At 69.3% G+C, this 22,535-nt stretch carries 20 protein-coding genes and 1 pseudogene; 15 read left to right on the plus strand and 6 right to left on the minus strand.

Going from position 1 to position 22,535, the window contains the following annotated elements; genetic code table 11:
• Positions 1 to 17 precede the first annotated feature (17 nt).
• From AB0B61_RS33510 to AB0B61_RS33530, 5 genes are read left to right on the plus strand one after another with little or no spacing between them, the layout of a single operon-like run.
• Positions 18 to 1,202 carry an ABC transporter substrate-binding protein gene (locus AB0B61_RS33510; RefSeq protein WP_358440453.1) on the plus strand — a complete coding sequence of 395 codons (1,185 nt, stop codon included), beginning with the start codon at positions 18 to 20 and terminating at the stop codon, positions 1,200 to 1,202.
• Positions 1,203 to 1,222: 20 nt separating this feature from the next.
• Positions 1,223 to 1,594 carry a hypothetical protein gene (locus AB0B61_RS33515; protein ID WP_358440456.1) on the plus strand — a complete coding sequence of 124 codons (372 nt, stop codon included), beginning with the start codon at positions 1,223 to 1,225 and terminating at the stop codon, positions 1,592 to 1,594.
• Position 1,595: 1 nt separating this feature from the next.
• Positions 1,596 to 1,916, plus strand: coding sequence for an EthD family reductase (locus AB0B61_RS33520; RefSeq protein ID WP_358440458.1), 321 nt, complete (start codon positions 1,596 to 1,598; stop codon positions 1,914 to 1,916).
• 16 nt (positions 1,917 to 1,932) lie between these two features.
• A complete protein-coding gene (locus tag AB0B61_RS33525) occupies positions 1,933 to 3,426 on the plus strand; it encodes a class I adenylate-forming enzyme family protein (protein WP_358440461.1) in 1,494 nt (497 codons plus the stop codon).
• Positions 3,423 to 4,463, plus strand: a complete 1,041-nt coding sequence (locus AB0B61_RS33530) for an MBL fold metallo-hydrolase (RefSeq protein ID WP_358440464.1) — start codon at positions 3,423 to 3,425, stop codon at positions 4,461 to 4,463. Before AB0B61_RS33525 ends, AB0B61_RS33530 begins: the two co-directional genes overlap by 4 nt.
• 54 nt (positions 4,464 to 4,517) lie before the next feature.
• Here AB0B61_RS33530 and AB0B61_RS33535 read toward each other — a convergent pair whose 3' ends face one another.
• The 5 genes from AB0B61_RS33535 to AB0B61_RS33555 all read right to left on the minus strand — a co-directional run bounded on the left by AB0B61_RS33535 (position 4,518) and on the right by AB0B61_RS33555 (position 8,530).
• Entirely contained in the window at positions 4,518 to 5,276 is a 759-nt protein-coding gene (locus AB0B61_RS33535; protein ID WP_358440466.1) for an SDR family NAD(P)-dependent oxidoreductase, read from the minus strand.
• A 35-nt stretch (positions 5,277 to 5,311) separates the two neighbouring features.
• The gene (locus AB0B61_RS33540; protein ID WP_358440469.1) at positions 5,312 to 6,103 is read right to left on the minus strand and encodes an SDR family NAD(P)-dependent oxidoreductase; all 792 of its coding nucleotides are present in this window, start codon (positions 6,101 to 6,103) and stop codon (positions 5,312 to 5,314) included.
• Positions 6,100 to 6,483, minus strand: coding sequence for a hypothetical protein (locus AB0B61_RS33545; protein WP_358440472.1), 384 nt, complete (start codon positions 6,481 to 6,483; stop codon positions 6,100 to 6,102). Before AB0B61_RS33545 ends, AB0B61_RS33540 begins: the two co-directional genes overlap by 4 nt.
• Before the next feature lie 32 nt (positions 6,484 to 6,515).
• Positions 6,516 to 7,898 carry an FAD-binding protein gene (locus AB0B61_RS33550; RefSeq protein ID WP_358440475.1) on the minus strand — a complete coding sequence of 461 codons (1,383 nt, stop codon included), beginning with the start codon at positions 7,896 to 7,898 and terminating at the stop codon, positions 6,516 to 6,518.
• A gap of 71 nt (positions 7,899 to 7,969) precedes the next feature.
• The gene (locus AB0B61_RS33555; RefSeq protein ID WP_358440477.1) at positions 7,970 to 8,530 is read right to left on the minus strand and encodes a TetR/AcrR family transcriptional regulator; all 561 of its coding nucleotides are present in this window, start codon (positions 8,528 to 8,530) and stop codon (positions 7,970 to 7,972) included.
• Positions 8,531 to 8,657: 127 nt separating this feature from the next.
• Between AB0B61_RS33555 and AB0B61_RS33560 the strand changes: the two genes are divergently transcribed.
• The 10 genes from AB0B61_RS33560 (at position 8,658) to AB0B61_RS33605 (ending at position 19,534) form a co-directional block, all read left to right on the plus strand.
• On the plus strand, positions 8,658 to 9,851 hold the full coding sequence (locus tag AB0B61_RS33560) for an acyl-CoA dehydrogenase family protein (protein ID WP_358440480.1): 1,194 nt from the start codon (positions 8,658 to 8,660) through the stop codon (positions 9,849 to 9,851).
• A gap of 49 nt (positions 9,852 to 9,900) precedes the next feature.
• Positions 9,901 to 10,935 (plus strand): phosphotransferase family protein, encoded by a 1,035-nt coding sequence (locus AB0B61_RS33565; RefSeq protein WP_358440483.1) that lies wholly within the window; start codon positions 9,901 to 9,903, stop codon positions 10,933 to 10,935.
• A gap of 156 nt (positions 10,936 to 11,091) precedes the next feature.
• On the plus strand, positions 11,092 to 12,396 hold the full coding sequence (locus AB0B61_RS33570; protein WP_358440485.1) for a hypothetical protein: 1,305 nt from the start codon (positions 11,092 to 11,094) through the stop codon (positions 12,394 to 12,396).
• 10 nt (positions 12,397 to 12,406) lie between these two features.
• Positions 12,407 to 13,735, plus strand: coding sequence for an extracellular solute-binding protein (locus AB0B61_RS33575; protein ID WP_358440488.1), 1,329 nt, complete (start codon positions 12,407 to 12,409; stop codon positions 13,733 to 13,735).
• 2 nt (positions 13,736 to 13,737) lie between these two features.
• Complete coding sequence (locus tag AB0B61_RS33580; protein WP_358440491.1) at positions 13,738 to 14,643, plus strand: sugar ABC transporter permease; 906 nt, start codon at positions 13,738 to 13,740, stop codon at positions 14,641 to 14,643.
• Positions 14,640 to 15,533, plus strand: coding sequence for a carbohydrate ABC transporter permease (locus AB0B61_RS33585; protein WP_358440494.1), 894 nt, complete (start codon positions 14,640 to 14,642; stop codon positions 15,531 to 15,533). Before AB0B61_RS33580 ends, AB0B61_RS33585 begins: the two co-directional genes overlap by 4 nt.
• A gap of 3 nt (positions 15,534 to 15,536) precedes the next feature.
• Positions 15,537 to 16,637, plus strand: a complete 1,101-nt coding sequence (locus tag AB0B61_RS33590; protein ID WP_358440497.1) for an ABC transporter ATP-binding protein — start codon at positions 15,537 to 15,539, stop codon at positions 16,635 to 16,637.
• Entirely contained in the window at positions 16,634 to 17,560 is a 927-nt protein-coding gene (locus tag AB0B61_RS33595; RefSeq protein WP_358440500.1) for an acetylxylan esterase, read from the plus strand. The genes AB0B61_RS33590 and AB0B61_RS33595 overlap by 4 nt, the downstream gene beginning before the upstream one ends.
• A gap of 4 nt (positions 17,561 to 17,564) precedes the next feature.
• On the plus strand, positions 17,565 to 18,410 hold the full coding sequence (locus AB0B61_RS33600) for an acetylxylan esterase (protein WP_358440502.1): 846 nt from the start codon (positions 17,565 to 17,567) through the stop codon (positions 18,408 to 18,410).
• Positions 18,407 to 19,534, plus strand: a complete 1,128-nt coding sequence (locus tag AB0B61_RS33605) for a hypothetical protein (RefSeq protein WP_358440505.1) — start codon at positions 18,407 to 18,409, stop codon at positions 19,532 to 19,534. Before AB0B61_RS33600 ends, AB0B61_RS33605 begins: the two co-directional genes overlap by 4 nt.
• Before the next feature lie 88 nt (positions 19,535 to 19,622).
• Here AB0B61_RS33605 and AB0B61_RS33610 read toward each other — a convergent pair.
• Positions 19,623 to 22,535 (minus strand): annotated as a pseudogene (locus AB0B61_RS33610) (hypothetical protein); the annotation flags it as partial.

A 22,535-nucleotide genomic window follows, 5' to 3' on the forward strand; every position in this document is an offset into this window, starting at 1 on the left:
AGTTGTGGGAGAACGTCATGCGCCTCCGTTCCACACACCTTCTCACCACCTGCGTCGCGACCCTCGTCCTTGCCGTGGGCGCCTGCGGCGGGGGCGGCTCCAGCGCCGCGAGCGACAAAGAGATCAAGATCGGCGCCTGGTATCCCCTCACGGGTGCCGTGGCGGCCTCCGGCGTCCCGCAGCGCGCGGGCGCCGACGCGTACTTCAAGATGATCAACGACAAGGGCGGCGTCAACGGCCGCAAGATCAACTGGATCGTCAAGGACAACGCCTTCGACCCGCAGCAGACCGTCCAGATCGCCCGGGAACTGATCGGCCAGGACAAGGTCGTGGCCATCGTCGCCGCCAACGGCACCGCGCAGGGCGAGGCGAGCTTCCCGTTCGTCCTGCAGCAGTCGAAGGTACCGATCCTCAACGAGCTGGGCGGGGCCGCCACCTGGTACACGCCGCCGCGTCCCGGCCTGTTCGGCACCCAGACCCTCTATGAGGACCAGGCGGCGGCTCTGGCGGCCTGGGCGGGGGAGGACGGCGCGAAGAAGGTGCTGGTGGTGCACAGCGACCCCGCCGCGTTCGTCAACGTCGCCAAGCAGGTGGGGCCCGTCCTGCAGAAGGTCAGCCCGGGCAGCACCACCGAACTGCTGTCGGTGAAGTTCCAGTCCACCGACTGGAGCCCGACGATCACGCAGGTGAAGGCCAAGAAGCCTGACGCGGTGATCGTCATCCTCGCCTCGCCGGAGGCCGCGGCCTTCCTCAAGGAGGCCAAGCTGCAGGGCCTGTCGGTGCCTATGTACGGGTACGCGCCCACCGCCGCGGCCTCCACGCTCACCCTCGCGGGGGACGCCGCAGAGGGCTTCAAGGCGGTGCAACTGGTCAAGGTGCCCAGCGACGAGGATCCGGCCGTCAAGGAGTTTCGCGACGCGATGGCCAAGTACGAGCCGAAACAGCCCGCGGACTTCATCGCCCTGTGGGGGTGGACCGCCGCCAAGGTGTTCGTCCAGATCGCGCAGACCGTCCAGGGCCCGGTCACCTCGCAGTCGCTCATCGCGGCCTACGAGAAGGCAGGCAGCATCGACCCCGGTGTCGCGCCCGTCATGAACTTCAGCGCGGCCAACCACCTGGGCACCCGCGCGGTGCAGAAAGTGGTCGTGAAGGGCGGCCAGTTCGTGTCCGAGGGCGACTTCTTCACCCCGCCGGACCGCTGACACCAGGAAGGATGCACATCATGGTGCTGCTTGAGTACATGGCCCGCATGGACGGCCAGAACCCGGAGAAGGCGCTCGAGTACGTGGAGCCGGACTTCCGTTTCCTGATCGCCCTTCCCGGCGGGCAGGTGAGCGGGCAGTCCAAGGAGGACTTCGCCCGCTACATCACCGGCCGCGCCGCGGTCGAACGGGTGCACAACGTCCTGCGCTCGGCGGTCGACGGCAACGTGGAGATGGTCTACGGGGTGGTGACCGAGTCCGGCAGGCCCACCGGGGCATTCCACTCCGCGGCGGTAGTGTCGGCCAACGGGCGGATGCTGCGCTACCAGTCGTTCTTCACGACCTCGTTCGAGCTGCTGGACTGGCCGGCGGCGCCCGGATCGGAGGGATGACATGTACAACCTCGTGCTTCTGGCCGCGCGACCGCCGGAGTGGACCCACGACCGGTTCATCGCCTGGTGGCGGAGTGAGCACGCGGAGCTCACCCGTCGGCTGCCGGGTCTGCGGGCATGGCGGCACACCGAGATAGAGGCGGCGCTGGAAAGCCGGTCCGAAGGCTGGGACGGGATGTCGGTGCTGAGCTTCGACAGCCCGGAAGATCTCCGGAAGGCTCTGGACAGCCCCGAGTGGGCGGCGGCGGTCGCCCAGGTCGGCGACATGAGGGGCCGCCGGATCGCGGTGATGGGGACCGAGCTGGAGATGTTCACGAGCTGATGGTGGAGGGGGCCGTATGCGGCACCTTGTGAGTGAGTTCCGGCGTCGGGCCGAGGAGTCGGACTTCGTCGCCGTCATCGACGATTCGGGCGAGCACACGGCGCGGGAGCTGCTCGCCCGCGCCACGGGGCTCGCCGAATCCCTGGGCGGCGGCGCCGGGACCGTGCTCTTGCAGGCCGACAACTCCTGGCGGACCGTCGCGGCGACCCTGGCCGTGGGGATGAACGGTGGCGTGCTGGCGGTGGTCAATCGCCACACCACCGCCGCCGAGTTCGCCGCGGCCTTCGAGGACATCCGGCCCGACGCCGTGGTGGCCGAACCGTCCGCTCTCGCGGAGTGGTCCGTGCGCGCGGCCGGGGGCGGCTGGGACGGCTGGGGGGTGTGGTCGGACGACGGGCCGCGGGACGTCTCGCGGTGGTCCGGTGGCTCGCTGATCGGGCTGACCTCCGGCTCGACGGGGCGGCCCAAGGGAGTGGTCCAGTCCGAGGACGCCCTGCGCTACGCCTGCTCGCGCACCATCGCCGTCAACGGCCTGAGCCAAGGCGACGCGGTCGCGGCGCTCGTGCCGCTGTCCTCGACCGCGGCGTACTGCTTCGGCGTCTTCATGGCTTTGACGCTGGCGGGCCCACTGGTGTTGTGGAGCAGGTGGGACCCCGCCGCGGTGCTGACCCGGATGGCCGGGACGCGGGCGCGGTGGACCATGTGCGTGCCGACCATGGCGCTCCAGCTCGGCGCCACCGCCGCCGGGTCACGGGCGCTCCAGGGCGTACGTTCGATGACCGTCGGCGGCGGTCCGATGGACGTCGGGGCTCTCGGCCGTGCCGAGGAGTCGCTGGGCACCAGGATCCTGCGGGTGTTCGGGATGTCGGAGTGCCTGGGCCACACCTCGCCGTCGCCGGAGGAGCCGGTGGAGATCCGGCTCGGCCGTGACGGGCGACCGTTCCCCGGCACCGAGCTGCGGATGGTCGGCCCGGACGGTCGCCAGGTGTCGCGGGGCGAGGTCGGCCGGGCCCAGGTGCGCGGGCCGTCGCTATTTCTCGGGTACGCGCACGAAGGCAGGATCGACCCTCCGGCGCTCACCGCGGACGGGTTCTTCCCCACCGGCGATCTCATGATGGCCAACGAGGACGGGACCGTCAGCGTCATGGGCCGGGAGAAGGACGTGATCATCCGTGGCGGCCGCAACATCGACGTCACCGAGGTGGAGCGCGCCGTCGCGACCCACCCGGGCATATGGCAGGTCTGCGTGGTGCCGGTCCCCGACGAGATCCTCGGCGAACGAGTGGCCGCGCTGGTGACCCTCACCGACCGAGACGGGATCGGGCTCGACGAGATCACCCGGCATCTGCGGAGCGTCGGACTTTCCAAGACCAAGTGGCCCGAGCTGGTCTTCGCCGTCGACGCGTTGCCGCAGACCACGGTCGGCAAGATCTCCCGGCCGGGCGCCCGCGACCTCGCCCGTGACCTGCTCGCCCGCCTGCCCAGCCCGGCTGGCAAGGCGGAGGCGTGACGGCGCCGGCCCGGAGCGGCCAGTGGGCCGAGGCCGGAGCGGAGACGATCCGGCCCGGCGTGCACCGCGTCCCGCTGCCGCTCCCCGGAGACGGTCTGCGCGCCGTCAACGTCTACCTGCTCGAAGAGGACGACGGCATCGTCATGATCGACGGCGGCTGGGCGCTGCCCCAGTCCCGTCGTGTCCTTGAGCGGGCCATGGCGTCGCTGGGGCACGACCTCGGCCGGATCACGAAGATCTTCGTCACCCACATCCATCGCGACCACTACACGCAGGCGGTGGCGTTGCGCCGGCTCCTGGGGTCGCGGGTGTATCTCGGCGCCGGCGAGCGACCCGGCCTGGACACGCTGGGCGAGGTGCGCAGCAACGTGCCGGTCACCTCCCTGGAGGTGCTCCGCCACGGCGGCGCGGGCGACCTCGCCGACCGGCTCTCCCGCCTGGACTTCGGCCGCTTCACCGAAAGCGACTGGGAGGCGCCGGACGGCTGGATCGGCGCGGGCGTCCTCGACCTCGGCCGCAGGAGCCTGCGCGTCATCCCCACGCCCGGCCACACCAGAGGGCACGTGGTGTACCTGGACGAGGCGGCGGGCCTGCTGTTCTCCGGTGACCACGTGCTGCCGCACATCACGCCGTCCATCGGCTTCGAGCTCGGCGACCCCGGGTTTCCGCTGGCGGACTATCTCGCCTCGCTGCGGCTGATGACCTGCTTCGCCGACGCGCGACTGCTGCCCGCGCACGGCCCGGTCGCCGGGAGCGCCCACGCTCGCGTCGCCGAACTGCTGACCCACCACGATGTACGCCTGGCGCAGGCGCTGCGGGTCCTTGGCGACCGGACGCTGAACGCGTACGCGGTGGCACAGCGGTTGACCTGGACCCGGCGCGAGGTGCCGTTCGCGAGCCTGGACGACTTCAACCAGATGCTCGCGGTCAACGAGACCGTCGCGCACCTCGACGTTCTCGCGGCGCGCGGACAGGTGATCGTCACGGTCGATGGCGGAGTGAGCGAGTACACGCGTGTGGACGGCGGCACGGAGTAGCCGACCGCGTCGCCGTACGGCCCCGGGACACAGCGGGTGGTGCGGTCCCGGAGCTCAGCGGGCGGTGTAGCCGCCGTCGACGTACAGCTCGGAGCCGGTGACGAAGCTCGACTCGTCGCAGGCCAGGAAGAGCGCGGCGTTCGCGACCTCGTCGGTACGGCCCAGCCGCCCCATCGGCGTGTTGTCGACCATCAGGTCAAGCCTGGGCGTACCCCGCCAGAGCTTGCGTGACAGCGGGGTCTCGATGAAACCCGGGTGCAACGAGTTGACCCTGACCCCACGCTCCGCCCAGTGCAGCGCCGCGTTCTTGGTCATCAGCCGGACCGCGCCCTTGGCGGCGTGGTAGGAGAACTGGCCGCCGAATCCGCCGACCGTGCCGAATATCGACGAGACGTTGACGATCGACCCCCCGCCGGAACGCTCGATCACCGGGCCGGCGTGCTTCATCCCGAGCCAGACCCCGCGCTGGGTGACCGCGACGACGGCTTCCCACGTCTCCAGCGTCTCCGTCTCCACGTCCGTCATCTTGGCGATGCCGGCGTTGTTGACCAGCACGGAGATGCCGCCGAGCCGTTCGGCCACCTCGGTCACGACCGCTTCCCAGGCACCCTCGTCGGTGACGTCGAGGCCGCGGCCGATGGCCCGTCCGCCCGCCTTCGTGAGCTGCTCGGCGGCCTCCTCACAGCGTTCCGCGTCCACATCGGTGATCACGACCGTCGCGTCCTCCTCGGCGAACCGCCGGATGACGGCCTCCCCGATCCCGCCGGTCGCGCCGGTCACCAGGGCCACGCGGCCGGACAGTCGAGCTTTCACAGCGATCTCCTTTGTCGATCTCCACGCGAAAATCCTCAGACCGTGAACCGGCCGCCGTTGCTGAGCAGCACGGCGCCCACCACGTTCGACGCGGCGGGGGAGGCGAGGTACAGGATGTTGTCCGCCAGCTCCTCGGGCGAGGCGTACCCGATCGGCCCGGAGGCCGCCATCGCCTGCCGGACGGCCGCCGGGGTGCGAGCCGCCATGGGGGTGTCCACCGGACCCGGCGCGACGACGTTGACCCGTACACCGAAGGCCGCCGCCTCCTTGGCCACCGACTGCGCGAGCGCGTGCACGCCCGCCTTGGACGCGGCATAGTGGGCGTAGCCCACCAGCGTGTCGAAGGCCGCCGACGACCCCACCATGACGACGGCGCCGCGACCGGCCGGGATCATCGCCCGCACCGCCGCCCGCAGGACATGGAACGACCCGTCGAGATTGATCGCCATGACCCGGCGCCACTGTTCGTCCTCCAGGTACCGGAAGGTATCAAGGGGCTCGCCGGACAACTGGGCGGCCAGGAGCCGCTCCTTGGCGCGTGGATCGTCCACCCCCGCGGTGTTCACGACGACGTCCAGCCGGCCGTGTGCCGCGACGATCCGTTCGACCTGTGCCTCCACGTCGGCGGCGACGGTGACGTCCAGGGCGGCCGGGCGGCCGGACCTGGTCGTCGCGGCCACCGTACGCGCTCCGACCTCGTTGACGTCGGCCACATAGACCGCGGCGCACCGCTCGCGATCGAGCTGCCGCACGACCGCGGCGCCGATCCCGGACCCGCCTCCGGTGACCAGCGCGACCGCCCCCTCGAACCTGGCCGAGTCGCTCACTGGTCGCTCAAGGGAAAGGCGATTTCCGGCGTACGGCAGATGAGCAGCCGACGGCACCTGCCGGAGGCGGGGTCCACGAGCGCGGTCACGTTGAACGACGCCTCGAACCGTCCGTCCCGCGTCACCGTCCCCAACCCCAGCTCGACGTCGCCGACGGCCGTGGCCCGGACCAGGTGATGGACCAGCGCGTTCTTCTCGCGCTGCTCGAGATAGCCGACCAGGCCCTCACGGTCGCCGCGGAACTCGGCGGTCTGCCCGCCGCCCTTGGAGAACACCACGGACATCTCGAAGTCGTCGGTGATCTTCGTGAGCACGCGTTCGGGCTCGTCGGAGTCCATCGTGGCGAACCACGCGTCGAGCAGGGGGGTGTCGGTGGTCATGGGGCTCCTTCTAGGCGTCTTCTTGGCGTCTTTTAGGCGTCGGCGGTGGTGTGGGTGGCTGCGCCGGTGGCGGTTTCGGCGGTTGTCTCGGTGGCCGTGTCGGTCGCGGTCAGGCCGAAGACGAGAGCCGCGGCGATGCCGCCCGCGTACGCGCGGTTCCACAGACCGCCGACGTCCGACCCCGCAGCGAGCAGCCCGCCGATCGGTTCGCCGTCCTCGCCCAGCACGCGGGCGCGGTCGTCGACGCGCAGGCCGTGGAAGGGGAACGTGATGGCCGGCACCGCCTCGATGACGTAGTACGGCGGCTCGTCGAGTGGCAGCCGGTCCAGTTCGCGGCCGGGCCGCAGGTCGAGCCCCGCCGAGGCGCGCTGGTTGAAGAGCTCGACGCCGTCGCGGACGGCCTTGCCGTGGTAGCCCCATTCCTCGGGCAGAAAGGCCAGCTCGTCCAGGTCCTGGGCGAGTCCGACGCGACCGCCTCGCCTGCTCGCCAGGGCGAACTTGTCGACGGCGACGGCGCCCTCGACATAGGAGCCGACGATCCAGTCACGGAACACCCGGGCGTCGGCGACGAGAAGGCCGCGGCTTCCGGGCTGCTCCAGCAACGCCATGGTGGTGAGGTGATCGCCCAGCGTCTCGTCCGTGAACCGTTCGTTGTTCAGGTTGAACAGGAGCGCGTGCTCGCTGTAGTACAGCGACAGGTCGACGAAGTCCGCCGGATCGGCGAAGGAGATGCCGCTGGGGATGAGGTGACCGTAGAAGCCGGCGTCCTCGTGACCGGTGGCCGCGCCCACCTCGGTGGCCAGGCGGTAGCCGTTGCCACGGCTGTGCGGATTCGAGCGCAGCTCCATACGGTCGGCCCGCGGGTGCACGTGGGTGGAACGGAGCGCGAGGTCGCCCTGGAATCCGCCGGTCGCGATGAGCGTCGAGCGAGCCCGCACCGTTGTCCGCGTGCCGTCGGCCGACCTCAGCTCCGCCCCGGTCACGACTCCCTCCTCCGTCACCAGACGTTCGGTGTCGGTGTCGAGCAGCAGCTCGCCGCCGCCTTGGAGGATGAGCCGGCGGCAGGTGTCAAGGTAGTGGTTGGTGTCGAACCGATGCCCGCGGCCGAAACTGAGAATTGCCTGCTCGTCCCCGGCCTCGACGCCGATGGAACGGATCCATGAGACGCCGTCGGCGAACCGGTCCACCAGGGCGCGTTTCAGTGCGGCCGCTCCGCGCGGATTGTGCTGATCCATGATCTCGTGGCTGGGAGCGGTCCACGCGTAGCCGGCGAAGCGCGCCGATCCGCCGACGTCGTCGCCGATCTCGGCGATCAACACCGACAGACCGTCGCGCACGGCTCGGGCGCCGGCCGTCAGCCCAGCCATGCCGGCGCCGATGATCAGCAGATCGACGGCTTCCGCTTCTGCGCGCACGCGACTCTCCTCCATCGGTACCCGCTGATCAGCGGGCCTGCGGGCGTCCCGCGTGCCACTCTAGACCAAACTCAATTCAATTCAAGTGCCGGACCTTTGGCGCCGACGAGGCGCAGCGCGAACTCGCTGTACTGCCAGACGACGGCGTCCTCGGCGTGCTCGCCGTCTTCGCGATACCAGGCCGCCAAGCCCATGCCGAGGTCGAGGATCGCGTACGACGCCAACCGCGCCGATGCCACGGCGAAGACCCCCGCCGCGATCCCCGCCTGCACGAGATCACGAAACCGGGTCTCGTACTCGGCGCGAAGCTCCAGCACCCGGCCGCGATGCGGTTCGGTGAGGCTGCGGATCTCCCGGTTGCCGACGAACGCCTCAAGCCGGTGCCGGGCGTGATAGCGGACGTGGGCCTCGGTCGCCCGCCGCAGGCGCTCGACGGGGTCGGTCGTGGTCGCGACCGCCGCGCGGTTGGCGGCGAGCAGTTCGCGCATCGTCGCCTCCATGATCTGGGCGAGCAGATCCTGCTTGGAGGCGACGTGCTTGTACAGGCTGGGCGCGCGCATTCCCACCGCTTCGCCGATGTCGGCCATCGTGGTGGCCTCGTACCCCTTGCCGGCGAACAGCTCCAGCGCCACCGAACGAATGTGTTCGACCCGGTCCACATCGACTCCTCGGCTAACGATAATTAGCTGCAATGATGGCGGATTGCCACCGCCAGAGGCTACGGTTCGGCTAACGCTGATTAGCCAGATGGGAGACCCCATGGCCGTCGACCTCGCCCCCGATCCAGATGTCGCCGACGTCGCCCGGCGCACCGCGACGTTCATCCGCGAGACGGTGATTCCCGTCGAGGAGGAACAACACGGCGTCGCGCGGTCGGAGGAGGTCCGCACGACGCTGCAGCAGGCCGCGAAGGAGGCCGGTGTCTTCGCCCCGCACGTCGCGCGGGAGTACGGCGGGCTCGGGCTCGACATGCGCGGCCGAGCCGCCGTGTTCGAGGAGGCCGGCTACTCCCTGCTCGGGCCGCTCGCGCTGAACATCGCGGCGCCCGACGAGGGAAACACGCACATGCTCGAGGCCATCGCCACGGACGAGCAGAAGGCACGTTACCTGCGGCCACTCGCCGCGGGCGAGGTCCGCTCGTGCTTCGCGATGACCGAGCCCGCCCCGGGCGCGGGCTCGGATCCGAGCGCCCTGACCACGCGTGCCACGCGAACGGCTGACGGATGGCGGATCGACGGCCACAAGTGGTTCATCACCGGCGCTGACGGGGCGGGCTTCGCGATCTGCATGGCCAGGACCTCCGGGCAGCCGGGCGAGGCGGGCGGCGCGACGATGTTCCTGGTCGACGGCGACAACCCCGGCATGAAGACGGTCCGGCACATCGACACCCTCGACGAGAGCCTGTACGGCGGACACGTCGAGCTGGTCTTCGACGACTGCGTGGTGGGCGAGGAGGCGATACTCGGCGAGGTCGACGAGGGCTTCCGCTACGCCCAGGTCAGGCTCGGCCCGGCCCGCATGACGCACTGCATGCGCTGGCTGGGCATCGCGCGACGGGCGCAGGACATCGCGGTGGCGCGGGCCGCGGAGCGGCGGCTGTTCGGGTCGCGGCTGGGCGAGCTCGGCATGGTCCAGCAGATGATCGCCGACAACGAGATCGACATCGCCGCGTCCCGTGGCCTCATCCTGCGGGCATGCTGGGAGCTCGATCAAGGCGGCAGCGCGGCACAGTCCACCGCTGTCGCCAAGACCTTCTGCGCGGAGGCGATCTGGCGCGTCGTCGATCGTGCCGTGCAGATCTGCGGCGCCCTCGGCGTCTCGGGCGATGTTCTGCTGAGCCGCTACCTGCGTGAGGTGCGTCCGTTCAGGATCTATGACGGGTCGTCGGAGACCCACCGCTGGGCCATCGCCAGGCGCGTCCTGCGCCGCCACGACGCGGAGGCGGCGCGATGACCGGCGTGACGTGGAGGCGGCGCGATGACCGGCGTGACGTGGAGGCGCGATGACGGACACTGAGCGGTCCGCGCTCGATGGCCTGGATCTTCCCGCGCTCGAAAGGTTTTTCGCCGAACGCGTGCCCGGCTTCGCCGGTCGCCTCACCGCCGAGTTGCTCCATGGCGGGCGGTCGAACCTGACGTACCTGCTCGGCGACGGCCGGCACAAGTGGGTGCTGCGCCGTCCGCCGCTGGGCGGGCTCACACCGTCGGCACACGACATGGGCCGCGAGTACCGGGTCGTCGAGGCCCTTGCCGGCAGCCAGGTCCCGGTCGCACGCGCGGTCGCCCTGGCCGGCGCCGAGGTGCTGGGTGTGCCCTTCTCCGTGGTCGAGCACGTCGAAGGGGCCGTGATCCGGACCACGGACCAGTTGCTCACGCTGTCCGAGGCCGATGTCGCCCGATGCGCGGACAGCCTGCTCGAGGTGCTGGCCCACTTGCACGCGGTCGATGCCGATGCCGTCGGGCTGGGGGCGTTCGGCCGTCCCCAGGGCTACCTCGCCAGGCAGGTGCGGCGCTGGCACGACCAGTGGCAACGGGTCCGGACCCGCCCTCTGGCCGACATCGAGCGGCTGCACGCGCGGCTGGCCGAAGCGTGTCCCGAGGAGAGCGGCGCCTCGATCGTCCACGGCGACTACCGCATCGACAATGCCATCCTCGACCGGCACGACCCCGCCCAGGTGCGGGCGGTGGTGGACTGGGAGATGGCCACGCTCGGCGACCCGCTGGCCGACCTGGGACTGCACCTGGTGTACGCGGATCCGGCGTTCGCCCCCGTCATCGGCGGCTCAGCGGCGTCCACCAGCGACCGCTTGCCCCCGCCGGCCGCACTCGCCCAGCGATACGCCACGATCAGTGGCCGCGACCTCGGCCGGCTCGACTTCTATCTCGGTCTCGGCTACTTCAAGATCGCAGTGATCGCGGAAGGGATCCACGCCCGCTTCCAGCAGGGCATGACGCGGGGATCGGGGTTCGAATCCGTCGGTCAGGCGGTCGCGCCGCTGGCCGCCGCCGGCCTGCATGCCCTGGCGAGGCCCGCCTGAAGGAGTAAGGAACGCAGGTTCGATCTCCTCGGCGGCCGGCTTGTCACTGGGGAATTTCTTTTGGGCTGATCCCTTGACCTGGACCCCTGGGAGGGGAGAGTTTGGTCAGAATCGGATTTACGAGTCATTTACGAACCTAGTTCGTAAAGGGGTGTCGTGGCGATTGTGATCGGAGTGGTGACCCACTCAATGCACGGGGAGTTGTTCCGGGAAGCCGCGAACACGCTCCGTGGGGTCGACCTGGAGTGGGTCAGCTACGACCACGAGGACGAGATCCGCGCCAAGGTCGCCGAGTTCCTGAGCACGACCCGGCTCGACGGCTTCCTGGCCGGTCCGGTCCCGTACACGGCCAGCCGCGAACTCCTCCCACCCGGCCTCCCGGTCGGCGTGATCCGCTCGTCGGCACTCGACCTGACCCTGGCGCTCTACCGCGCCCAGGAGCGTGGCTGGGGTCGCACCCCGGTCAGCATCGACACCTTTCCCGCCGAGGCGGTCGAGGCGGTCGCCATCGCGCTCGAGCTCGACGCCGACGCCATCGACTGCCTGCCGTACGCCCCCACGCAATCCGTGGCGGACATCGTCGAGTTCCACCGTTCCGCGTACCACCGGTTCGGCGAGCGCAGCTACGTGATCAGCGTCCGCGCCGCCGTCCGCGAGCGGCTGTCCGGCGAGATCCCGATCATGAGCGGCATGCCGGTGCCGGCGACGATCCGGACCGAGCTGCACGAGCTCGCGCTCCGGATCGAGTCCGAGCGAGCCAGCGCGCAACGCTTCGCCGCCGGAGTCTTCCTGATCTCGCATTCGCAGGATGAGGAACGGGCCCGGGTCGGCCTGATGAATCTGTTGCTCAACACCCCCGAGTTCGCCGGCGCGTGGATCGAGGACCGCGGCCGGCGCGGTGTCGTCGTCTTCGCCCACAAGGCGTTGTTCGAGCGCATCACCCGCAACTGGGTCGCCGTACCCGCGCTCGCCGAGGCGGCCGCGGCGCTCGGTGCGCAGGTCTCGGCCGGGTTCGGCGTCGGCGCGTCCGCCCGCGGCTGTGTGGCCCTGGCCGAACAAGCGGCCGCCCGGGCCGAGCGGGAGAGCGAGCCATGCGGCTACCTGATCGAGGACAGCGGCGTGATCATCGGCCCGATGGGTCCGGTCCGGGCGGCGCTCAGCTACTCCTACCGCGAGCACGGCGACGACGTCGAACAGCTCGCGAAGTCCGTCGGCCTCAGTGCCGCGACCGTCTCCCGCCTGGCGGCACTGGACCACGAACTGGAAGGTCGCGCGATCTCGCCCGGTGAGCTCGCCGACCATCTCGGCATCACGGATCAGAGCGGTCGCCGGCTGATCCGCACACTTGACGCTGGGGGCCTGGTGAGCGTCGAAGGCACTGCTCAGCGCCATGCGAAAGGACGCCCGACGCGTCTGTACCGGCTACGCATCGCCCAAGCCTTACTGCGCTCATCGCGTTGAAGGGACAACCATGGAGCTCAACCGCCGCCAGATCCTGAAGTACGCAGGCCTCGGCCTGGCCCTGCCCGCCGCATCGCCCCTGCTGTCCGCCTGCTCCAACGACAAGTCCGCGGGCTCCGGCGACGGCAGCGTGAAGTTCGAGGGCTGGGACTACGAGGCCGCACTCGTCCAGCAGAACCTCGACAACTTCACCAAGACCAGCACAATCAAGGTCAACTACACCCCGATCACGAGTGCGCAGTACGTTCAGAAGGTGGTCGCCGAGTTCACCGGCGGCGGCGGCCCGGACGCCCTTTACGTCTACGACGATTCCCTCGCGGGCTGGGTCGAGGGGGACTACCTCCAGCCACTCGACGGCATGGCCGGCGTCGACGAGGTGTACGCCGCGATCTACCCGGGCAACGCCTCCGCGATGACGTACCAGGGCAAGCGCTACGGCCTGCCGTACTACACCGACTCCAACTGCCTGACCTACAACGCCGACATCCTCGCCAAGGCCGGGATCACGAAACCCCCTGCCAGCCTGGAGGAGCTGGAGGCGCAGGCGGTCAAGATCAAGAACGCCGGCCTCCTGAAGTACCCGATCGGCGTACCGGCGCAACTGTCCGACACCTGGTGGTCCTGGGTGTGGGCGCTGGTCTTCGGCAGCGGCGGCAACATGTTCGACGACCAGCAGGCGCCGATCATGAACACCACCGACACCGTGGTGAAGGACGTCTTCGCCTGGCTGCAGCAGGCGGCGAACAAGTCGAAGGTGATCGACCCGGCCTGCCTGCAACTGCTGCCGGTCCCGATCGACAACGCGATGAAGGCGAACCGGTACGCGTACACGATCGGCGCGCGGTACGCCAGCCGCGACTACAACGACGCGACCAAGTCCAAGGCCGCGGGCAAGATCCGGATGGCGCTGATACCGAGCCTCGACGGTCAGGTGCACGGGACGGTCAGCAACACCCGGCTCTATGCGCTGGCCAAGGACACCGAGGTGAAGGACAACGCGTTCAAGCTGCTCACCTACCTGGGCGGACTCGATGCGAACAAGCAGCCTTACACCGCGAAGTTCTGGTTCCTGCAGCGTGGTCTCGGATTCGCCTACCGGTCGATGGCGACCGACCCGGAGATCACCGCGTCGCTGAAGAAGTTCGCCGACCCGGCGATCTACGCCCACCTGGGCGAGATCGCCAAGCCGCGCAACGTGCTCGGCATGCCGTGGTACACCGAGTTCGAAACCGAGATGCACAAGGTCGTGCAGGGCGTGCTGAGCAACCAGACGCAGCCGTCCGCGGCGGTGGCGAGCTTGGCGCAGTCCGCTGCCACGCTGAAGAAGAAGTACAGCTGAGGATGGCCGTCCAAGCCGAACGCCGGCCGCTGGGCGACAGCGCCAAGGCATGGGCGCTGAACGCGCCGGCCATGATCGTGATCGCCCTGCTGGTCGCCTACCCGATCGCGTACTCGTTCTGGGTCAGCCTGCAACGCGACAACCTGAAGCGCCCGCGGGCGAAGCAGTTCATCGGCTTCGACAACTACCAGGCCCTGCTCAGCGATCAGGCGTTCCTGTCCGCGCTGAAGGTGTCGGCCCTGTTCGTCCTCGTGGTGCTCGGGCTGACCGTCGTACTCGCGCTGATCCTGGCGCTGGTGCTGAACGAGCGGTTCCGCGGCCGCGGTCTGTTGCTCAGCCTGGCTCTGCTGCCTTGGGCGATGCCGGGGGTGGTGAACGGCCTGATGTGGCGGACCATCTTCGACGCGAAGACCGGCGCCCTGAACGGTCTGCTGACGCAGCTCGGACTGATCGCCGAATACCAGGCCTGGCTGACGTCCGGGACCGGCGCGTTCCTGTTCACCGCACTGGCCCAGGTATGGAACACGCTCCCGTTCTCGGTCATCATTCTGCTCGCCGGACTGTCGACGATCCCTTCGGAGTTGTACGACGCCGCCACCGTCGACCGAGCGGGTGCGGTGCAGCGGTTCGTCCAGGTGACGTTGCCGTGGTTGCTGCACCCACTGCTGATCGTGCTGATCCTCGAGACGATGAACGCGTTCCGCGCCTTCGACACCATCTACGTACTGACCGGTGGCGGACCGGGCGACGCGACCACCACCATCGCCCTGCTCGACGTGCAGACCGTCCTGACCTTCACCGACGTCGGCCTGGGCAGCGCCTACGCCTGGGTGATCACCGCGATCACCCTGCTGATCTCGGTCGGCTACATCGGCCTGCTCTACCGGAAGGGGAACTTCGAGGTATGAGCACCGTGGTGAAGGTTCCCCTGCGCTACCGCATCCCCTGGAAGAAGATCGTCCTGTATGTGCTGGCGGTCGTGTTCGCGCTGTATCTGGTGTTGCCGTTCTACTGGATCGTCGCGATGAGCTTCATGCACGAGGTGGACGCGATCTCCGTTCCGCCGCACTGGATTCCGGACCGTCCGACGTTGGAGAACTATCTCGGTTTCATCCATCCGAGTGAGGCCCAGCAACTCGTCGGCGGCCGGGCGATCGACGAGACGCCGTACTCCTTACGCAACAGTCTGATCGTCGCCACCTCGACGGCGATCCTGAATCTCGTGCTGGCCACGTTCGCGGCGTACTCGTTCTCGCGGCTGAAGTTCCGCGGCAGTCAGGTGCTGCTCATGCTCTACCTGCTCACCCGGATGGTGCCGGGGATCGCGATCATCATCCCGTTCTACCTGCTGATGCGGACGTTCGGGCTGCTGGACACCTACCTGGCGCTGATCCTTTCGTACACGACGTTCGCGCTGCCGATCACGATCTGGATCCTGAAGGACTTCTTCCGCTCGGTGCCGCGCGAGCTCGAGGAGGCGGCCCGGGTGGATCGGTGCGGCTGGTTCCGGACCATGTGGTCGGTGTTCCTGCCGGTCGCGGCGCCGGGGCTGGTCGCGGCCGCGGTGTTCGCGTTCATGACCGCGTGGAACGAGTTCATGTTCGCGTTGTTCCTGACCAGCACGAAGGCGGCCAAGACGATCCCGGTGGTGGCGGCGAACTTCGCCACCGACTTCAACACCCAGTTCACCGTGATGGCCGCGGCCGGCGTGCTGGCGGTCGTCCCACCCCTGGCACTGGCCCTGCTCTTCCAGCGCAAGCTGGTCCAGGGCATGGCCGCCGGATCCGTGAAGGGCTGACAGATGGCAGAGGTTCGACTCGAAGGCGTCACCAAGTCGTTCGGCGGCAAGACCGTGGTGAACGACCTGAATCTGACCATCGAGGATCAGGAGTTCCTCACCCTGGTCGGCCCGTCCGGTTGTGGAAAGTCGACGACCCTGCGCATGATCTGCGGCCTGGAACGGGCCTCCGAGGGCAACATCTTCTTCGACGGCAAGCCGGTCAGCTGGCTGCCGGCCAACAAGCGCGACGTCGCGATGGTGTTCCAGAGCTACGCGCTCTACCCGCACAAGACGGTCCGGCAGAACATCGGGTTCGCGCTGAAGATGATGCGGGTGCCCAAGGCGACGATCGAGGAGCAGGTGCTGCGGGCGGCCCGGACGCTGGACATCGAGGACCTGCTGGATCGCAAGCCGCGCGAGCTGTCCGGTGGTCAGCGGCAACGGGTCGCGCTCGGTCGCGCGATCGTACGGGACGCCGGCGCGTACCTGCTCGACGAGCCGTTGTCCAACCTGGACGCGCAGCTCCGGGTGCTGATGCGCGCGGAGATCAAGCGGCTGCACGTGGATGTCGCCCGGACGTTCATCTACGTCACCCACGACCAGGTCGAGGCGATGACGATGTCGGACCGGATCGCGGTGATGCGCGACGGCGTCGTCCAGCAGTGCGCGACGCCGGGGGAGATCTACGAACGGCCGGCGAACCGGTTCGTCGCGTCGTTCATGGGCTCGCCGCCGATGAACTTCGTCACCGGTGAACTGGCCGACGTCGACGGCGTCCGGACCTTCCGCAGCGGCGCGTTGAGTCAGGAGCTGGGCCGGTACGACGTTTCGCCGGACGACCCGGCCGTCGTCCTGGGCGTCCGGCCGGAGGACGTGACGTTGTCGCCGACCCCGGTCGCCGGCTATCAGCCCGGGAAGGTGTTCGTGTCCGAGCCGCTCGGCCCGGATGTCCTCGTCACGGTCCGGATCGACGGCGAGCTACTGAAGGCCCGCGTCCCGGTGCCGTTCCGGCTGGGTCATGACAGCACGGTGTACGTCGGCTTCAACCAGAACCGCCTGCATCTGTTCAAGGCCTCCGACGGCACCGCGCTGCACGCCCCCCATCGAGAGGAACACTCTTGAGAGACCCCGAGAACGCCATCGTCGAGGTCGAGCTGCCGGACGACTTCGACGACTTCTGGGCGGCCGGCCTGGCGGACTGCGCGTCGTACCCGCTGGACCCGGTCCTCACCGAAATGCCATCGCTGTCCACGGACAAGGTGATCGTCCACGATCTGCGCTACACCAGCTATGGCGGTCTGCGGATCGCGGGCTGGTACACCGTCCCGCGCGATCGGCCGGCCCCGCACCCGGCGTTGGTGACGATCCCCGGCTACATCTCCGAGCCGACGATCCCGAAGGAATGGTCCGAGCTCGGGTACGCCGCGCTCGCGGTCGCGCCGCGCGGAAAGCTGCGGTCGAACGACGTGTTCAACCCGGGCTACCCGGGATTGCTGACGCACAACATCATCGATCACAACACCTACGGGTATCGCGGGTTCTACCTCGACGTGGTGCGGGCGGTCGAGGTACTGCTCGATCGTCCGGAAGTCGATGATCTGCGGATCGGACTGCAGGGGTCGAGTCAGGGCGGTGGCCTCGGGATCTCGACGGCCGCGCTCATGCCGGACGTGATCCGGTGCGTCGCGGCGGGAGCGCCGTACCTGTGCGGGATCATGACCGCGCCGACACTGACCCGGTCGTATCCGTACGAGGAGATCAACGAGTACCTGCGGGTGCACCCGAAGGACGTCGACCGGGTACGGGAGACGGTCGCGTACTACGACGGGCTCAACTTCGCGCCGAAGGTGCGGGCGCCGACGCTGCTGTACCTCGGGCTCGAGGACGACGTGTGCCCGCCGGAGACCGGGTTCGCGCTGCGGCGGGTGCTGACCTGTGAGACCACCCTGCACGCCTACCCGCACTGCGCGCACCACGCCGGGCTGCCGGGCGTGATGCGGATCGTGGAGGACTTCCTTGCCGAACACCTCAGCCCGGGACGGTGAACCGATGGACTTCGACAGCTACTGGTCCGCCGTCGACGAGGAGTTGGCCGCGATCTCCGCTCGGCCCGGGCTCGACCTGGTGCCGGCACGGACCACGGACGAGGCGACCAGCTACACCGTGCGGCTCACCAGCATCGGGCCGTACCGCGTCTTCGGTCATCTCAGCATCCCGGCCGGTGACGGGCCGTTTCCCGCGCTCCTGCAGACGCCGCGCCACGGGAGCGTCAACCTCGTGCCGCACCCGAACGATCGGCGCCGGTACGTCGTGTTCGCCCTGACGCACCGTGGTCAGCGGCTGGCCGACGAAGGGTTCTCGGCGGCGTACCCGGGATTGCTGACGATGGGCATCGACGACCCGGCGTCGTACATCTATCGCGGGATCGCGGCGGACTGCCTGCGGGCCGCGGAGTTCCTGATGAGCCTGGAGGAGGTCGATCCGGCGCGGGTGGCCGTGAGCGGGGACGACCTGGCGCTGCTGACGGCCGCGCGGCGGCCCGGGTTCAGCGCGGTCCGGCTCGCGGAGTTGCTGTTCTACCGGGCGGCAGAGGCACGGCTGAAGTCGAGCCGCTATCCGCTCGAGGAGCTCAACGATCACCTCCGTGCCGGCTCGTCGGCGCGGATCATCGACCATGCTCTCGCCTACTTCGACCCGGTCCGGCACGCGTCCGCGGTGACCGCTCGGACATTGCTCGCCGTCGATGATCCCGACTGGTGCGCCGCACTGATCGGGGCCTTGCCCGCCGCGAGTGTCTACAAGCTGACCCACCTCGACGGCACCGACAACGACTTCCTGGATGCCTGGCTGGCCGGACTCTCCGGCGTACCACCGATGTCGAGATTCCTCGTATGACCAATCCGTTCGGGGTCCGGGCCGTCATCAACGCCTCCGCGACACTCACCGCGCTGGGCGGCTCGCTGATGCCGCCCTCGGCGCTGAAGGCGATGACGGAGGGGGCGGCCCACTTCGTCGACCTGCCCGAACTCCACGACCGCGTCGGTGAGCGCCTGGCCGCGCTCACCCGCAACGAGGCGGCCTGCGTGACGTCTGGTGCCGCGGCGGCGATCACCCTCACGGTCGCGTCGTGTGTCGGTGAGCCCGCGCGGGCGTTCCCGGCCGATGCCGAGGTCGTCATGTTCACCGGCCAGCGCAACGGCTACGACTACGCGGCCCGCCTGACCGGTGCCCGCATCGTCGAAGTCGGTCCGTCGATCGAGGAGCTCCGAGCCGCCCTGGTACGACGCCCCGCCTGCGTACTGTGGTTCGCCGGCGCCCACTACGCGGCGGACGCTCTGCCGATCGAGGACGTGATCCGAGTCGCCGGGGAACTCGCCGGTCCACCGGCTGTGCCGGTGATCGTGGATGCGGCGGCCCAGATCCCGCCCGTCTCCTCGCTGTGGAGATTCACCACGGAGCTCGGTGCGGATGCCGTGATCTTCAGCGGGGGGAAAGGTTTGCGCGGACCGCAGTCCAGCGGGCTGGTGCTGGGGAAGCGGTGGATCGTCGACAGGTGCCGGGCGCACGCGTCGCCGAATCAGCAGATCGGGCGCGGGATGAAGGTCGGGAAGGAAGAGCTGCTCGGGCTGTACGCCGCGGTCGAGTGGACGCTGGAGCAGGACGAGGAGGCACTGCTCGCGAGCTATGAGCAGATTGTCGACCGGTGGGTTGTCGGCCTGCGCGGAGTGCCGGGTGTCGTCGCCGAGCGCGGGTACCCGAGTGAGGCGGGCCAGCCGCACGGGCGAGCGGTTGTCCGATTGCTGACAACCAGCGGCTGGACCCGGGACGGGTTGGTGCGGGCTTTGTGGGACGGGGACCCGCGGATCGCGGTCGGTGTGTTCGGCGTACCCGACGACGCGATCGCGCTGAACCCGCAGACGATCGAGCCGGGGGAAGACCTGGTGGTTCTCGATGCACTGGTTCGGCACCTGAGCGTCTGTGGACGGTCAGGATTTTCTCCCGGTGGGCCGCCGGCCTGATCCAGGCTGGCGGCCAGGAGATCTTCAGGTTGACGGACACGCGAGGTCCGGGTGGGTGGTACGAGGCCTTTTCCGGCAAGGGCCTCGGTCAGTCCAGCCAGCGGCCGACGCCACGCACGGTGACCTCGAGTAGCTCTGCCGAATTCGCCGGATCGGGGTAGTAGATGATCATGGTCGTGTCGGCCGGAAGCAACATCTTGATGGCTTGGACGCACCCGGCCACGACCTGTCGCCGCTGGTCGAGCGCGGTGCCGTCGATCGGCACCGCGTCACAGACGCCGCCACGGTTGTTCATGACCAGCCGGAGCGTGTTCTCGCGTAGCGTCACCTCCCGCGTGGCGACGCGATAGGCGAGCTGTGTCTCGAGGTGCCAGGCCGGGGGCGCCATGGGCAGCCCGAACTCCTGCCTGTACAGCAGGCTGAGACGGTCTTCGAGGGCCGCCAGGTCGTCGTGCAGCCCGCTTTCGACCGTATAGTTCGCCCATTTCGCGAGATCATCGATGGGCGGCAGGCTCGCGATCGGCAGCCCGCTCGCATCGAGCACCCGCCCGGACGCGTCGACGATATAACCCTGGTTGTTCAGCAGCTTGATCGACTCGCTCACGTTCTTGAGCTGTCGCGCGGCATCCGCGTACGGGCACTGCCCGCCGTCCTGAACGCATCCGATCGGCAGGATGCGCAGGAGTGATGTCGCCAGGTCGGACTCGTGAATCGCCGAGAGGATGGTCCGATCGGACAGGTGCTCGCGCAGGTACATCGTTCCCCATTCCGAGTTGTACTCGGCGAACCGAAGCTCCTCCGGGACGAGCGACTCCACGAAGGTGCCCTTCCACTGGCTCGCGTACTTGTCCCAGTCGGGGTCTTCGGACAGGTCCAGGGCGCCGGTGATGCAGTCCGAGAACTTCTTCCCCCCGGTCACGACGCCGCCCTTGGCGGCGTTCTTGCACTTGTTCGCCAACGACCATTGGGAGGCGCCGTTGAGCAGGTCCAGCCCGGTCAGGGCCATGTACTCCTCGGCGAGGCGGTGGGTTTCGGTCTCCCGGTCGGAGATCCCCCTTGCCGCGAAGGAGAAGAGCGGGCTCAGGACGACGGACATGCAGGCGTCCTGGGCCTTGCCGACGAACTGGCTCCTGCAGTGCTGGATTCGTTCCTGGGCGTAGCCGTCCGGGTCGTGGAGTGGCCCCTTGGGATCGTTGAGGATCTTCTCGACGTAGGCGTTGCAGTCGTGGTATCCGGGCAGGCCGTCCTCGGGCCCCCACTTGCAGTGCCCGTACCACTCGGCCTTGAGTTCGTTCAGCCGGGCCTTGGCCTCTTCCCGATAGTCTTCGAAGATCTTCGCAGCGATGCGAGCCGCTTCTGACGCGCTGTTGCCGGCCAGGATCTGCGCCCCGTACGCGGCGTCGTAGGCGGCGAAGGCGCTGGCCGCGTCCTTCGCCGCCGAAACAGCCGAGGCGCGTGCCCAGCGGGCCGAGAGGGACGCCCTCCCGGCCGACTGCTGGGCCTGCTGAGTCGCGGCGGCGGCGGTGCGAACGGCCTGCGCGGCTCGTTCGGCGGACGCGGCGGCGTCCTGGGCGTGGGCGACGGCCTCGGTCGCGTACTTCCGCGCCTGCTCGGCGGCTTCGCCGGCGTCGTTCGCGTAACCGATGGCCTCCTCCGCCGCACCGCGGGCCTCTGCCGCCGCGGCCTGCGCGGTGCGCGCGAACTTGACGGCGCTCTGCGCGATCTGCGAGGTCTCGATCATCAAGGAGGTGGCGATGTAGTTGTGCGTGGCCGTCGCGTAGTCGCGTTCGGCCGCACGGTGCCGCTCCACCTCCAGGAACTCGACCTGCATCGCCGTCGTGCCGGCGAGCGCGATCTGGGCGCCGTTTCGCACCTCGGTGCCGTTGGCGTCATCCCCGGCGATCGCGCCGACCCTCGACCGGATGTCGATCGTGTACGTGGTGTTGTGCGTCACGTCCAGGAACTTCTTCAGCGCGTCTGGATCGTCCGAGCGCAGGGCGGTGTTCGCCGCTTTCTCGGTCTCGGTGTTGCCGGCGCCGCGGGCTTCGGCGAGGATCCGCCCGACCTGCTCCCGTTGTTCGGCGGCTCGCTCGGGGTAGCGCGGGTCGTTGAGGAACTCGATGACGCCGGGCCACCCGCCACCGAGAGTGTTCTGGGCAGCGGCTCTCATGGCCGGGGTGCCGGTGACCATGAGACCGGTCAGCGTCGTGCGGTCGTCCTGCTCCTCGGCGGCCGCGAGCCCGCTCCTGACGAACTGGAGGACGAGGACGTCATCGTCCTCGCCGAGAGCGGACATGGCCGCCGAACTGGTCCACGTTCCGGGCACGGTCACGAAGTATCGGGCCACTTCCCGCGCCTTGCCGACCGCCAGTGCGGGATCGGTCCGCGTGTCGGTGGCCTCGGCGATCAGCGCGTCGATCTGCGGAGTGTGATAGCGGCCCATCGGCACTCCGAAGCCGCGAGCGTCCTGCAACTTGGCCTTGGCGGCTTCCGCACTGATGTGCCGGGCGAAGGACAGCTCGAGCTCGAGTTCGCTCTTGAGCCGATCGGCGTCCGCCTCGCGCGCCGACTTGTAGACGACTTGGGCCGTCTCGGCCGCCTGCAACGCGTCCTCCGCCGCACGGTAGGCATTGTCCGCGTGCCGCATCGCCAGCTCGGCCGCGTTGACGGCGTTGCCCGCATGCTGGGCCGCGCTCGCCGCGGCGCTCGCCGAAGCCTCCGCATAGGACACCGCTCGCGTCGCGGCATCTCGCGCCTTGCCGGCCCCGTCCTTGGCGATGTCCGCTTGGCGGACCGTTTCCGCGGTGGCGCGCTTCGCCCGTTCCGCGCTTGCTCCCGCCCGCGCGGCCGCGGCGAACGCGGCCCGCGCCTCGGCGCTGGCCGCCCCCGCGTAACGGCCGGCGGGCGCCGCCCCGCCGCCGGCGGCCACCGTGGTGGGCCCCCCCGCAACGGCGGCGGCGACCCCCGCATAATGCAGCTGCGGCACCGCGGGGTTCTGGTG

This window comes from Nonomuraea sp. NPDC049158 (genome assembly GCF_040648335.1).
In the GTDB taxonomy this organism is placed as follows: domain Bacteria; phylum Actinomycetota; class Actinomycetes; order Streptosporangiales; family Streptosporangiaceae; genus Nonomuraea.

Excerpts from the sequence above, each read along its gene's own strand:
- AB0B61_RS33515 (WP_358440456.1), top strand. The coding sequence starts at position 1,223 with ATGGTGCTGCTTGAGTACATGGCCCGCATGGACGGCCAGAACCCGGAG.
- AB0B61_RS33580 (WP_358440491.1), top strand. The coding sequence starts at position 13,738 with ATGGCCGTCCAAGCCGAACGCCGGCCGCTGGGCGACAGCGCCAAGGCA.
- AB0B61_RS33590 (WP_358440497.1), top strand. The coding sequence starts at position 15,537 with ATGGCAGAGGTTCGACTCGAAGGCGTCACCAAGTCGTTCGGCGGCAAG.
- AB0B61_RS33525 (WP_358440461.1), top strand. The coding sequence starts at position 1,933 with ATGCGGCACCTTGTGAGTGAGTTCCGGCGTCGGGCCGAGGAGTCGGAC.
- AB0B61_RS33565 (WP_358440483.1), top strand. The coding sequence starts at position 9,901 with ATGACGGACACTGAGCGGTCCGCGCTCGATGGCCTGGATCTTCCCGCG.
- AB0B61_RS33520 (WP_358440458.1), top strand. The coding sequence starts at position 1,596 with ATGTACAACCTCGTGCTTCTGGCCGCGCGACCGCCGGAGTGGACCCAC.
- AB0B61_RS33575 (WP_358440488.1), top strand. The coding sequence starts at position 12,407 with ATGGAGCTCAACCGCCGCCAGATCCTGAAGTACGCAGGCCTCGGCCTG.
- AB0B61_RS33560 (WP_358440480.1), top strand. The coding sequence starts at position 8,658 with ATGGCCGTCGACCTCGCCCCCGATCCAGATGTCGCCGACGTCGCCCGG.
- AB0B61_RS33545 (WP_358440472.1), bottom strand. The coding sequence starts at position 6,483 with ATGACCACCGACACCCCCCTGCTCGACGCGTGGTTCGCCACGATGGAC.
- AB0B61_RS33510 (WP_358440453.1), top strand. The coding sequence starts at position 18 with ATGCGCCTCCGTTCCACACACCTTCTCACCACCTGCGTCGCGACCCTC.
- AB0B61_RS33605 (WP_358440505.1), top strand. The coding sequence starts at position 18,407 with ATGACCAATCCGTTCGGGGTCCGGGCCGTCATCAACGCCTCCGCGACA.
- AB0B61_RS33585 (WP_358440494.1), top strand. The coding sequence starts at position 14,640 with ATGAGCACCGTGGTGAAGGTTCCCCTGCGCTACCGCATCCCCTGGAAG.
- AB0B61_RS33600 (WP_358440502.1), top strand. The coding sequence starts at position 17,565 with ATGGACTTCGACAGCTACTGGTCCGCCGTCGACGAGGAGTTGGCCGCG.